The following is a 13,227-nucleotide window of genomic DNA, read 5'->3' on the forward strand; positions in this document are numbered from 1 at the left end:
CCCCTATTCACAGGTATGATACGGGTCTAATCTTAATAGGGCAGGGCCGGTAATTGTTCGTTAAGGGGGCTGGCCTAAAGCTACGTTTCTGATGCGCGCCATCGCCGACGGGCGGCTTTGGTGGTAAATGGTGCAACGTTTGGTGAGATAATGAATACAGAACAAAAAGGTGCGGTCACGGGGGCGGCCAATGAAACAGCACACCAGAAGGCAACCGAAAACGCCCTGAGTGCGTTGCACCGGATCACGTCATCGCGCGATTTGAATTTTGAACAACGTGTTGATGCAATCCTCAAGCTTGGAACCGGGCATTTCGGTTTGCCGATTGGCATTTTCAGCAAGATTATCGACGACCAATACGAGATTCAGCAGGCCCTGCATCCGGAAAATGCCCTGACGCCGGGGACCAGTTTTGAACTTGGGAATACCTATTGCGCCCATGTGGTGCAGGCCGATGACGTTTGCGGTTTCCATCATGTCGGTGAAAGTGACATCAAAACGCATCCCTGCTATCAGAATTTCGGGCTTGAGGCCTATCTCGGTGCGCCGATCATGGTTGATGGCGAACGGTACGGGACCTTGAACTTTTCAAGCCCGCAGCCGACCCGTCCCTTCACCGGCGAAGATATCGAACTGGTTCGCCTGTTTGCATCCTGGCTTGGTCATGCCATTGCCCGTGTGGCGGATTTGCATGCGCTTGAAACCGCGCGCAAGGAACTTGAACATCTTGCAACCCGTGACAGTCTGACCGGGCTTTATAACCGGCGCTATATGCAAGATTGCCTGAAATCCGAACTCGAACGTACCAAACGCTATGGCAAGCAGTTCGTTGTCGGGCTTCTGGATTTCGACAATTTCAAAAAACTTAATGATGATTACGGTCACGATACCGGCGACAAGGCATTGAAACTGTTCGCCAAGGTTTCTTCGGCCCTGATGCGCGACACCGATATCATTGCGCGCTGGGGGAATGAAGAATTCCTGATCCTGATGCCCGAAACCGGGGCAGCCGGGGCGCTCAAATATCTTCAGCGCCTGACTGATCGCGTGCGCGAGTCCGATTTCCATGCCGGTGACGAAGAACTCCAGCTTAGCCTGAGCATCGGACTGGGAATTGCCGAACCTGATGACACTGTTGATTCGCTTGTCGCCCGCGCGGATATCGCGATGTATGAATCCAAACAGGTCGGCCGCGACACCATTCGCCAACGCGAACTTGATTGATTGCTTGGGGGGGCTGAACTGTCACCCGTTTAGGGTCAAAAAGAAAACCGCTTTGAGGAAAACCTCAAAGCGGTTCGTCTTGGCTGGGGCGGTAGGATTCGAACCTACGGTACACGATACCAAAAACCGATGCCTTACCACTTGGCCACGCCCCATCAGCGTGTGTGGCGCGGAAAATAGCGTCCCCGCGACAAGAGTGCAACCCTCTATTTGAAGGTTTTTTTATCCGGGCCTCAGTCGGGAAAAGATGCGCCGATATTTGACAGAACGCGCGCTTCCTGACACACGATCCGGGTGGGCGAAATCCACCAGTCAGGATGCTGTTCTGCGATGGCCCGCGCGGCTTTTTCGGCCTGTTCATCGGTGTCGTAAATCCCGAAACAGGTCGCCCCGCTGCCTGACATCCGTGCAAGAAGACAGCCTTCTTCACGTGCCAAAGCATTCAGCACGTCGCAAATCTCGGGCAGGATGCTGGTTGCGGCAAGTGTCAGGTCATTACCGCATTCCGACAGCGCATCGGCAAGCGATGCGCCGCTTGTGAATACGCGGCTGACATCCCAAAGCCCGGAAATAGAAAAACCTTCATCTTCACGGGCCCGGAAAATTTCCGGTGTCGACACCGCCTTCCCGGGATTGACCAGTAATATCGGGATGGGCGGCAAATCGGGCAGATCGGTAAGTTCTTCACCGATACCCGACATCAGACACGTCTTGCCATGAAGGCAAACCGGAACATCGGCACCAAGCGCCAGTGCAATTTCCGCCAATCTGTCCTGATCGATATCGAGTTGCCACATGTCGCATAAAAGCCGGATGGCACTTGCCGCATCGGCCGAACCGCCGCCGATCCCCGATGCAACAGGAAGGCGCTTATCAAGGACAAGATCCGCGCCAAGTTCGGTACCGCTTTCTGCCTGAAGCATGCGCGCGGCCCGAACGACCAGATTGTTGTCGGTATCTTCAAGCGCCAAGCTTGCCGACATCGGACCGGTAATGGTCAGGTTGATGGCACCATCGTCACGGCATTCCCCGCTCAGCACATCGCCGGTCGCGGTAAAGCAGACAAGGCTTTCAAGCAGATGATAGCCATCATCGCGTTTGCCGGTGACATGAAGGAACAGATTGATCTTTGCTGGAGCCTGTTCGCTATAGGTCGCAGACATGGATGTTTCTTCCCGAATTGATCAGTTCACGACAATTGGGGCAACGCTTGGCACCTGGCCATTGATTTTGGCTTCGACGGTGGCGCGAAGTTCTTCTGTCGGATTGAATGAAAGCGCGCGGTGCCACTGGAAGCGGGCTTCGTGATACCGCCCGATCTGCCAATAGGCATCACCAAGATGATCATTGATGGTCGGATCATCAGGTTTAAGCTCCACAGCCTTTTCAAGCTGGATAACCGCGTCTTCGAACCGGCCAAGCTTGTAATAGACCCAGCCAAGACTGTCGACGATATAGCCGTCTTCCGGTTGCAATTCGACGGCGCGTTTGAGCATGTCTTCGGCCTTGTCGAAATTCATTCCCATATCAACCCAGCTATATCCAAGATAGTTCAGGACATAGGGCTGTTCGGGTTCAATTTCGAGAGCAAGTAGGAAGTCTGCTTCGGCCTTTTTCCAGTCACCGGCCCGTTCATGGGCAATGCCGCGACGATACAGCAAACGCCATCCGACAACGGTATCACCGCCAAGACGTTCAATCGCCTTGTTATAGGCATCGGCCGCCTTGGCGTATTCCCCCTGAATGCGCAGGATGTCACCAAGCTGGATCAGCGCATCAGGTCTGTCTTTGCGTTCGGAAACCATGTCTTCGAGGATATCGATCGCGCGTTCGGCCTGACCGATCTGCTCAAGACTGGATGCCGTGCGAAGGCGGGCATTCCAGCTGTGCGGCGAACTATGCGGGATCGCGCCATAGATCGTGATTGCCGCATCATAGCGTCCCTGGATTTCCATTACTTCGCCGACAAGCAGTCGGGTAATGTCGTCATAGGGGCGCAATGACAGCGAATATCTGGCCATCAGCAACGCCGGATCAACGGCATTTTCCTGACTAAGAAGGGTCGCAATATCCAGATAGGCCTCAGCCAGACCGGTGGCCGGCGTCAACATGGTTGCAAGCGGCGGTTCACCGCGCTTAAGCCGTTCAAGATGGAACGGCATGGCAAGTGACTGCGGATGGCGATCCATATAGCTTTGATAAAGCAGGGCGGCCTTCTGGACCTGACCTTTGCGCTCGAATACCGCGCCAAGGGCCTCGGCCGCGCGCAGGGGCGCATCCGCCGGATCACCATAGGCACTGGCAAGCGCACGTTCGGCCCCGTCGAAATCATCGAAATAGGCCAGGATCAGGCCGCGATGATATTCCGAAAGCGGGTTAAGCGCACCATTGCCCTGAATTTCATTCAATGCCGACAGCGCCTTGGACTTTTCATTCAATCCCGCATACAGCCATGCCTTGGCCAATGGCGCGATAAGGGCATTGATGCCCCGTTGCGGCAGTTCCGATACTACATCAATTGCATCTTGCAACCTGTCATCGCGGATGGCGTCATCCATGACAGTCAGTGCTGCAAACAGGTCTTCGGAATTTTCACGTTGCAGATCGGTCGCGATTGAACTGGCATCGGCAATCCGGCCATCACTGATCAGGGCAAGAAACGCCCGGCGACGCAATTCTGCATTGGCAGGTTCAAGTTCATGCGCCCGCAAAAGATATTGCGCAGCATAGCTCGACTGGTTTTCAAGCTGGGCTGCTTTCCCGGCAAGGAAATTGCCCGAAAAACCATCAGATTGCGGATACTGGAATTCTGCCTGTTCGGGATGCTGTGGCAATGAGCTACAGGCCGAAAGAGCAAGTGCCGTCATCGGGATGATGATGTGTAACAGTTGACGTTTCAAAGGCTTGTCCTGCGTCCGCAATTCGGGTTCGGTGCCGTCAGGTATTGAACAACACCATGTTGAATTTCGGGTTTAGCCTACTCAGTCGGCAATTATAAGGCAAAGCATTTGCAACACGTAATCACGTGCAAAGCCGATGCAAAGTCAAAATCACGGAAAAATTGGCAAAAACCGTTATGGGCAACAGGTCCGGGCCCTAGCAATAAAGCGGGCGTTTGGCCGGTATATCAAGCTGCTTGCCGATGATTTCGCGCGCCTGTTTGCCAAATTGCGATCGCTGGCCAACCGGGGCCACTGTTTCAAGGATCGACATTGCCTTGTCCAGTCCAAGTGCCTTGGCAAGGAACCATCCGGCAAGATAACCAGATGACAGGCAGCCGCCACTGGTGACAATATTGCCCTGTGCAACCAGAGGCCTGTCTTCGACCACGGTATCAGTACGCGCCAGAAGCGGCCGGGTTTTGGTATCCGTGGTGATGGTTGCAGGCAACAGTCCCATCCGGTACAGGAAAAGCACACCTGAACATTGCGTGCCGATCAGTTGTCGCGACGGATCAAGCGACAATTCTCCGATCAGGGCAGCGTCATCAATATGTTCGCGGGTATTGATGCCACTTCCGATCAGCACGGCATCTGCTTCCTGAACAAAGGAAAGCGGCTTTTGCACGGTGACGGAAACACCATTCATTGATGTCACCGTGTCACCGGGGGCTGTGATTGCAGCACTGACGCCATCGGCCTTTGCACGGTTCAGAATGGACAAGGCGACAAAACTGTCGATCTCGTTAAAACCGTCAAGTGTCACGATTGCAATCTTCATGTCCGTCTAACCGCTAATGAAAAGGGCGGCTATTGAACGCGCAGATTGAAAGCTGCACAAGAAAAAACTTGTATACGGCCCTGCGGCTTGCCGGCGTCAGGCTGAGCCGAGATATTCATCCACCAGCGTGATCCAGTATGTCACGCCATAAGGGATGGCATCGTCGTTAAAATTATAGGCCGCGTTATGCAGCAAACAATTGCCGTCGGTCGGCCCGTTGCCAAGCAAGACATAGCTGCCGGGTTTTGCATTGAGCATGAAGGCGAAATCTTCGCTGGCCATTGATGATTCCGGATTGGGATCGACCTTGTCTTCGCCAACGGTCCTGTAGGCCGCGGCTTGGGCAATTGCGGTTTCGGCTTCACTATTGATGGTTGCCGGATAACGGCGCTGATACATCATACGCGCGCTGCATCCGAATGCCTCGGCCGTGGCGTTTACAACGGTCTTCAGCCGTTCTTCCACCAGATCCTGAACCACGGGTGAGAATGTTCGAACAGTCCCGCGAATGGTTGCGGTATCGGGAATGACGTTCCAGGTGTCACCGCCTGAAATCTGGGTTGGCGAGATGACGGCACTTTCAAGCGGATTGACGTTGCGTGCCGTAATCGTCTGAAGGGCAAGCAGGAGCTGACCGGCTGCCGTGATCGGATCGCGACCCAGATGGGGCATGGCCGCATGGCATCCCTTGCCATCAATGTTGATTTCAAAAACGTCGTAACTTGCCATCATCGGCCCGGCTTTCATCGCCATGGTACCGACATCGCGTCCGGGCCAGTTATGCATGCCGAAAATCGCATCGACCGGGTGGCTGTCGAAAAGACCTTCATTGACCATTTCACGTCCGCCGCCTTCGTTTTCTTCGGCAGGCTGGAAAATGAAATCGACGGTTCCGGCAAAGTCGGGGGCCTCGGACAGGATTTTGGCGGCACCCAACAGCATCGCCATATGGCCGTCATGACCACAGGCATGCATTTTGCCCGGATGTTTGGATGCATAGGGCAGATTGGTCATTTCATGAATATCAAGCGCGTCCATGTCGGCGCGCAAACCAATCCGTTTGCCGTCACCCTTGTTGCCTTTCAATGTTGCAATCACACCGGTTTTTGCCATGCCGGTTGAAACTTCAAGGCCAAAGGATGTCAGCTTTTCCGCGATGAAGGCGCTGGTCAGCGTTTCTTCAAATGCGGTTTCGGGGTGAGCATGCAGATGTTGACGCCAGGATTTGAACTCATCAGCAAGTTGGGTGGCACGAGGATGAGGGGAGCGATTGGAGTCAGTCATCTGCATACTCTATAGCGTGTCATCAAGGGCGGGTTTCAGACATTGCCAGGCGGCACATTCTGATCCGCGATAAACGGGGACAAAGCTGCCCCCGTTTATATGGTCATAAGAAGTGTGTTCGAAGGTGATCAGGCACCCTGAAGGCGCAGGATCAACTCGGCCACCAGAACAGAACCGGCATAGGTGCCAAGGAACACAAGGCATGCAACCAGTGCCAGCTTCCAGCCGGAATGTTTGGCAACCTCGATTTCCTTCTTGGCGATCGCAAAACCGGCATAGGCAAGGGCCGGGGTCGCGAGTGCAAGGAAGTTGACCGATTTGGCCTGTGCAACGATCCATTCCGAACCCGGTGTCCAGGGCAGGGTCGCAACGATCCCGACCAACGAAATCCAAGCAACACTCGGAAGATAGAACGGTGCAAAACGGGTCAGCAGCAAGCCGACCATGGTGATCAGGTAAATCACCACCATGCCGACAAAGCCATCCGCCAGCGGAATGGCCGGACCAACCGTATTCATGACCAGACCGACAAGGCAGACAATGATCAGGGTGACAGCATGATCGGCAAGATCAATGTTCGGACGGGTGCGTTCCATTGCGATTGCGCTATCGGACATGATCAGGCCTCCTTCTTGCTTGCGTTGGCGAGATCGTTCTTGCCCGCAGTCGCGTTATAAAGTTTTTCAACAATCGGAAGTGCGATGAACAGGCCGGCATACAGCCCGGTCGCATAGGTCAGAAGGTTGCTTGCACCAGCCAGTGCAAGGATTTCGTCCTTCATTGTCGGAACGACTTCGGTCAGTGCCCCGGTGCAGGCCGCCATCATTGAACCACTGCCAATACCGCAGGCCATTGCAAGTGCACGCGGATCAAACAGATCGCTGCTGGCGAAAAGCGAGGCCAGAATGGCGAAAATAAAGGTGCCAAACAGGGTGCCGATAACATAAACACCCATGACGCCGGTACCTTCCGGGCTTTTCAGGGTATAGCGGTCAGCAATGATCGCAAGGTTGGGTTCACGCGCGATCGAGAATGTCGCACCGATTGCCTCGCGGCCCATTTTCATGCCCCAAACCGCAAGCGGGAAGGCCAGAATGATGGTGCCAAGGTTGCCCAGTTCCTGCAACAGAAGTGCCGGGCCGGCTTCGATGATGGTTTCGATTGCCGGGCCGATGGTGGTGCCGAACTTCGCAATGAACGGCATGATCGCAATCACGATCAGGGGCGATGCGGCTTTGACTTCTTTCTGGCGAATGAACTTGCCGAGTGCCGGTACAACATTCGGGTTCAGCACCGCTGACATCACAAAGGCATAAAGCAGCGGCAGCAAAAGAATTGCCCCGATGCCAAACGAAATTTTCTGAATACCGATCAGTTCGGCAATGGCGCCGAGTACGATAACGGCAAGATGAAGCCGCCAAAGCTCCAACTGTCCCCGAAGCGCGTTCATTTTCAAGTCTCCTTGACGTGGCGTGTTCGACGCAACTTCGCCCGGAGTTCGAAAGAAGCCAGACTGTTGCATCATCCCTGCGGCATCCGGGTATTGGCAGATTTCACATTTTTGCCATTTTCTGAACCCGGAATTTTGTCTGACAATGAAAACTAGGCGGGGGCTGGGCAAGTGCCATTTTGGGATGCGTCTGTTGCCGAAATGGCAACATGTATGTCGGGCTCAGGCATGCTCTTCGGGATACCAGGCCGATCCGAATGCTTCCATCCGGTCGCGGATCATGCCGGTAACGGCCCTTACAGCGGCAGTTTTCGGGCGTCCCTTGCGCACCAGAAGATGTGATGGCACACGCGCCAGAAACGGGTCTGTCATCGGGACTGCCACCACCTCGCCGCGGCGCAATTGGCGCGATACCGCAAAGGCCGGAAGAAACGTGATCCCGCCACCCGACAGCACGAAATGAACCGCAACATTGATCGAATCGGCGATCAGAAACGCGTCCTGGGCAACGCGGTTACCCTGATCGACATTGGCCAGAAGTTTGGCCACGCCAAAATGCGGATTAAGGAGCGCGCTGGGATAATTCAGCGTATCCGACAGCGTGCAACTTTCCTTGTTGGCCAACTCGAACCCCGGCGGCACAAGTGCGCAAAGCGGTGCGTGGTCTTCTGCCAGAAGTTCAAGTTCGGGCGTTCCGGGCGGGTTGAAGACAAGCCCCATATCGTAGTCGTCACGCAGGATTCCATGGGTGATTTTCTCCGTACCGGCGACATCGATTTCAAGGCGGATATCGGGGAACTCGTCACGCAACGGGCGCACAACATGATTGACCAGATCGACAACAAATCCCTCGCCCGTGGCAATACGGACAGTACCGGCAATCGCCCCTCGTGCCGCCGCCAGTTCAACCGAAAAGGCTTCGTCCATCTCAAACCGGCGCCGGGCGTGGGCTGCGACCATGTGGCCAGCTTCGGTAAAGATGATACCGCGTTTGGTTCGTTCCATCAAAAGCGTTTCGAGATGGGCTTCAAGGGCCGCGATCTGGCGACTGATGGCTGATGGCGCAATACGCAGATTTTCTGCGGCGGTCCGGATCGATCCGGCTTCAAAAACGGCCAGGAAATAACGAAGCGGCTTGTCGTCGATCTTCATGATGAAATACTGCGCAAATGTGGTTGGCCAGACTGCTGGCGTGATGGTGATCACCTAATCAGAGCATATGTGTTGCTGTTTCGGCAACAATATGTTCCGCCAATTGATCTTGAGTTCGTCGGGTATCCACCGGAAAGTCGACGGGCAAAATCAAAAAATCACATCGGACCGCATCGGTGTTGTGGCGGGAAGACCTGGGTCTTCACCGGCTGAGCCCGGCTGTCTGAAACCAAAGAGGCATTTTTCGTGAGTAATCCAGAAACCGGCACCATCGGTGTCATCGGGCTTGGCAATATGGGGCTTGGCATGGCCCGGACTCTGCTGCGCGACGGTTTTCCCGTCATCGGGTTTGATCTGTCTGCGGAACGCCAGGCGGAAGCCGCACTTGCCGGGGCGACCATTGTTGCCAGTGTCAGTGAACTGTATGCAGCCTGCAAAACCGTCATCCTGTCTTTGCCAACGGCAAATCATGTTCGCATGGTGCTGACCGGTGATGCCGGCCTGACATCCTGTGATATCGACGGGCGACTGGTGATTGACACCACAACGTCCGAGCCCGATGTGACTCGCGAAATCGACGGGGTCTTGCGCGGGTTGGGGCATATCCTGATCGATGCCCCGGTCAGTGGCGGTCCGGCGGGGGCCAATAGTGGTCAATTGACCATGATGGTTGGTGGCGATGATGCCGATGTTGCGCGCGCCATGCCGATTCTGGAATCGTTGGGTGGCAAGATCACCCATGTCGGACCGGTTGGTGCCGGGCATGCGGTCAAGATCGTCAATAACATGCTTGTCGCATCCCATCTTCTGACCATGAGCGAGGCCGTAAGGCTCGGCAATGCAGCAGGTGTGACAACGGAAAACCTGATTGCGGCCCTGAATGCCGGATCCGGGCGCAGCGCCATCAGCGAAGTCAATTATCCGAAATGGGTGATGAACGGGGCCTTTGACAGCGGCTTTACCATGGGCTTGATGCGCAAGGATGTCCGTCTTGCCATGGCCTTGGCCCGGGACAAGGACGTTGCACTGCCGGTTTGTGAACTGGCCGGGCAGATTTGGGCAGCCAGTTCCGAGCTGCTGGCAGACGATGCCGATTTCAACCGCATCACCGAATGCGATCCCACCCATGCAGGAGTCAAATCATGACCGGTGAAACCAATCTGATTGCCCGCGACTATCACAAGGCAATGAACCCGTTTTTCGGCACGACTGAAATCGGAAGCTGGGTCAATGGTGCGATGATGTACGGCACAGGCGACATGTTCGAACTGATCGACCCGGCAACCGGCAAGGCGTTTCTTACGCTTAAGGATGCGGGGGCTGATGTCGTGAATGCGGCGATGGATGCCGCCGTTGCCGGGCAGAAAGTCTGGTGGGGAATGACCGGGGCAGAACGCGGTCGCATCATGTGGCGGATCGGACAGCTGGTCCGCGATCAGCTTGAAGAACTGGCACTGCTTGAAACTGTTTCGGCAGGCAAGCCGATCCGCGATACCCGGGTCGAGGTCCTTAAAGTCGCCGAGATGTTTGAATATTATGCCGGCTGGGCTGACAAGCTTCATGGCGATGTTATTCCGGTTCCGACCAGCCATTTGAACTATACCCGCCCGGAACCATATGGTGTGGTCACGCAAATCACACCCTGGAATGCGCCGATCTTTACTGCGGGCTGGCAGCTTGCCCCGGCGCTTTGCACGGGCAATGCGGCGGTTCTCAAACCATCGGAAATGACGCCGCTTACCTCGCTTGCGCTTGGTGTTCTGTCCAAAAAGGCCGGGCTGCCCGATGGCGTGATCACGGTTCTGACCGGGCTTGGTGCGACCACCGGTGTTGCGGCAACCACCCATGATGCCACGCGCAAGGTGGTCTTTGTCGGATCGCCGCGGACCGGGGCCATCATTGCCGGGCAGGCCGCACAGAATGTTGTTCCCTGCGTTCTCGAACTTGGTGGCAAGTCGGCCAATATCGTGTTTGGCGATGCCGATCTGAAACGTGCCGTGATTGGCGCACAGGCCGCGATTTTTAGCGGTGCAGGTCAAAGCTGTGTGGCAGGTTCGCGTTTGTTGGTTCAGCGCAACGTGGTTGATCGTTTTCTTGATATGCTGGTTGCCGGGGCGAACCAGATCCCTGTCGGTGATCCGATGGATGTCGCAACCCAGATCGGACCGATCAACAATGATGTCCAGTATCAGACGGTCCGTCGACTGGTCGCAAGTGGTCAGGCCGAAGGTGCGCAGTTGCTTGCTGGTGGTGAACGCCCGGATGGGGATGCCTATCAGGATGGTTATTTCCTGCGTCCGACCGTGTTGGGCAATGTTCGCAACGATATGAATATCGCACGCGAGGAAATCTTTGGTCCGGTTCTGTCGGTGATCCCGTTTGATGACGAAGCCGAGGCCGTGGCGATCGCCAATGACAGCAAGTTCGGTCTGGCCGGTGCGGTCTGGACCCAGTCGGTTGACCGGGCGCATCGGGTTGCGGCCAATGTCCGGGCCGGGACGTTCTGGATCAACAGCTACAAGACGATCAATGTCATGTCGCCATTTGGCGGTTTCGGTGCCAGCGGCTATGGCCGGTCCAGCGGCAAGGAAGGCTTGATGGAATATATGCAGCCCAAAAGTGTCTGGACCGAAACAGCGGCAAATCCGCCGGCCGCTTTTGGCTATGCCCCGGAATAAACTGCAATCATCAGACTATTATGAAAAAGGGCCGCATCATGCGGCCCTTTTGTATGAGGATAAGCTTCAAGCAGCTTACATGTTGGGATAGTTCGGCCCACCGCCACCTTCGGGCACCACCCAGACGATGTTCTGGGTCGGGTCCTTGATGTCGCAGGTTTTGCAATGAACGCAGTTCTGCGCATTGATCTGCAACCGTTTGCCGCCCTTGTCTTCGTCTTCGACGAATTCATAAACACCAGCCGGGCAGAACCGTGCTTCCGGTCCGTCATAGACCGCAAGGTTGGTATTAACCGGCACGCTGTCATCTTTCAGCGTCAGGTGAATGGGCTGGTCTTCGCTGTGGTTGGTGTTTGACAGGAAGACCGATGACAGCTTGTCAAAGCTGATTTTGCCATCCGGCTTCGGATAGTCGATCTTGGGCATTTCGGCTGCCGGCTTCAGGCACGAATGATCCTCGTGGTTTTTGAAGGTCCAGGGCGCCTTGCCGCCAAACAGATATGTATCAACCGCACTATAGGCCATGCCGCCCCAAAAGCCCCATTTGGCAAAGCTCGGACGGATGTTGCGGACCTTGTGCAGTTCCGGATAGACCCAGCTGTTTTCCAAACGCGACGGATAGCTGTCCATCTGAGCTGGGGCTTCATCAGCACTCAGGGCCTCAAACGCGGCCTCGGCGGCCAGCATCCCGGTCTTCATTGCGGTGTGCGACCCTTTGATCTTGGGCACATTCATGAAACCGGCCGAACAGCCAATCAGGCAACCGCCCGGGAAAACAAGATCAGGGATCGACTGGAACCCGCCTTCGTTCAATGCACGCGCACCATAGGAAATGCGGCGGCCCTTTTCGAAAATCTTGCGGATTTCCGGATGGGTCTTGAAGCGCTGGAACTCGTCAAACGGGCTTAAATGCGGGTTTTCGTAATCAAGGCCGATGACAAAGCCGACCACCACCTGATTGTTATCGAGATGATACAGGAAGGACCCGCCATAGGTTTTCTTGTCCAGCGGCCAGCCAACGGTGTGCTGGATCAGGCCTTCTTTATGAACTTCCGGGTCAACTTCCCAAAGTTCCTTGATGCCGATGCCATAGGTCTGCGGATCGGAATTCTTGCGCAGGTCAAATTTCTTGATCAGCTGTTCGGAAAGCGATCCACGGCAACCTTCGGCAAAGAAGGTATATTTCGCATGAAGTTCCATGCCCGGTTCATGGTTCGGGCCCGGCGTGCCATCACGCTGCAAGCCCATATCGCCAGTGGCGATACCCTTGACCGAACCGTCTTCGTTAAACAGAACTTCGGCGGCGGCAAAACCCGGATAAACTTCAACACCAAGGGCCTCGGCCTGTTCGCCAAGCCAGCGGCACACATTGCCAAGGCTGACAATGTAGTTGCCCTTGTTATGCATCTGCGGCGGGGTTGGCAGCTTTTTCGCGCCGGTTTCGCTCAGCATCAGGAACTGGTCTTCGCCAGCCGGAACATTCAGCGGTGCGCCGCGCTCTTTCCAGTCCGGGAAAAGTTCATTCATGGAGCGGGGCTCCATCACAGCACCCGAAAGGGTGTGCGCGCCGACTTCGGAACCCTTTTCAACCACACAAACGGTGATTTCTTTTTCATGTTCCTGGGCGAGTTGCATCAGTTTGATGGCAGCCGACAGACCGGATACACCAGCCCCGACGACAACCACGTCAAATTCCATGGATTCGCGTTCCATATGGCC

At 55.4% G+C, this 13,227-nt stretch carries 11 protein-coding genes and 1 tRNA gene; 3 read left to right on the forward strand and 9 right to left on the reverse strand.

Annotation, left to right across the window (positions count from 1 at the left end; genetic code table 11):
- Positions 1-150: 150 nt before the first annotated feature.
- Positions 151-1,224 carry a sensor domain-containing diguanylate cyclase gene (locus WA429_RS02945; protein ID WP_287464318.1) on the forward strand — a complete coding sequence of 358 codons (1,074 nt, stop codon included), beginning with the start codon at positions 151-153 and terminating at the stop codon, positions 1,222-1,224.
- Between the two features lie 80 nt (positions 1,225-1,304).
- On the opposite strand, the gene WA429_RS02950 is transcribed toward WA429_RS02945, so the two are convergent.
- From WA429_RS02950 to WA429_RS02985, 8 genes are all read right to left on the reverse strand, one after another.
- Positions 1,305-1,379, reverse strand: a tRNA-Gln gene (locus WA429_RS02950).
- Between the two features lie 78 nt (positions 1,380-1,457).
- Entirely contained in the window at positions 1,458-2,387 is a 930-nt protein-coding gene (locus tag WA429_RS02955) for a 4-(cytidine 5'-diphospho)-2-C-methyl-D-erythritol kinase (RefSeq protein WP_287464317.1), read from the reverse strand.
- A gap of 21 nt (positions 2,388-2,408) precedes the next feature.
- Positions 2,409-4,124 carry a tetratricopeptide repeat protein gene (locus WA429_RS02960; RefSeq protein ID WP_287464316.1) on the reverse strand — a complete coding sequence of 572 codons (1,716 nt, stop codon included), beginning with the start codon at positions 4,122-4,124 and terminating at the stop codon, positions 2,409-2,411.
- A gap of 196 nt (positions 4,125-4,320) precedes the next feature.
- On the reverse strand, positions 4,321-4,944 hold the full coding sequence (locus tag WA429_RS02965) for a DJ-1/PfpI family protein (protein ID WP_114112860.1): 624 nt from the start codon (positions 4,942-4,944) through the stop codon (positions 4,321-4,323).
- A gap of 96 nt (positions 4,945-5,040) precedes the next feature.
- Positions 5,041-6,228: a M20 aminoacylase family protein gene (locus WA429_RS02970; protein ID WP_287464315.1), complete on the reverse strand. Its 1,188-nt coding sequence runs from the start codon at positions 6,226-6,228 to the stop codon at positions 5,041-5,043.
- 128 nt (positions 6,229-6,356) lie between these two features.
- Positions 6,357-6,845 (reverse strand): hypothetical protein, encoded by a 489-nt coding sequence (locus WA429_RS02975; RefSeq protein WP_101245434.1) that lies wholly within the window; start codon positions 6,843-6,845, stop codon positions 6,357-6,359.
- A 2-nt stretch (positions 6,846-6,847) separates the two neighbouring features.
- Complete coding sequence (locus tag WA429_RS02980) at positions 6,848-7,678, reverse strand: DUF3100 domain-containing protein (RefSeq protein ID WP_287464314.1); 831 nt, start codon at positions 7,676-7,678, stop codon at positions 6,848-6,850.
- A gap of 222 nt (positions 7,679-7,900) precedes the next feature.
- Positions 7,901-8,830, reverse strand: coding sequence for a LysR family transcriptional regulator (locus tag WA429_RS02985; RefSeq protein WP_114112861.1), 930 nt, complete (start codon positions 8,828-8,830; stop codon positions 7,901-7,903).
- 246 nt (positions 8,831-9,076) lie between these two features.
- Between WA429_RS02985 and WA429_RS02990 the strand changes: the two genes are divergently transcribed.
- Complete coding sequence (locus tag WA429_RS02990) at positions 9,077-9,976, forward strand: NAD(P)-dependent oxidoreductase (protein WP_287464313.1); 900 nt, start codon at positions 9,077-9,079, stop codon at positions 9,974-9,976.
- Positions 9,973-11,508, forward strand: coding sequence for an aldehyde dehydrogenase family protein (locus WA429_RS02995; RefSeq protein ID WP_287464312.1), 1,536 nt, complete (start codon positions 9,973-9,975; stop codon positions 11,506-11,508). The genes WA429_RS02990 and WA429_RS02995 overlap by 4 nt, the downstream gene beginning before the upstream one ends.
- A gap of 75 nt (positions 11,509-11,583) precedes the next feature.
- Here the strand turns inward: WA429_RS02995 and WA429_RS03000 are convergent, their stop codons facing one another.
- Positions 11,584-13,221 carry an electron transfer flavoprotein-ubiquinone oxidoreductase gene (locus WA429_RS03000; protein WP_286888187.1) on the reverse strand — a complete coding sequence of 546 codons (1,638 nt, stop codon included), beginning with the start codon at positions 13,219-13,221 and terminating at the stop codon, positions 11,584-11,586.
- Positions 13,222-13,227 lie beyond the last annotated feature (6 nt).

The sequence above is a fragment of the Thalassospira sp. CH_XMU1420-2 genome, from assembly GCF_037029325.1.
GTDB classification, from domain to species: domain Bacteria; phylum Pseudomonadota; class Alphaproteobacteria; order Rhodospirillales; family Thalassospiraceae; genus Thalassospira; species Thalassospira povalilytica.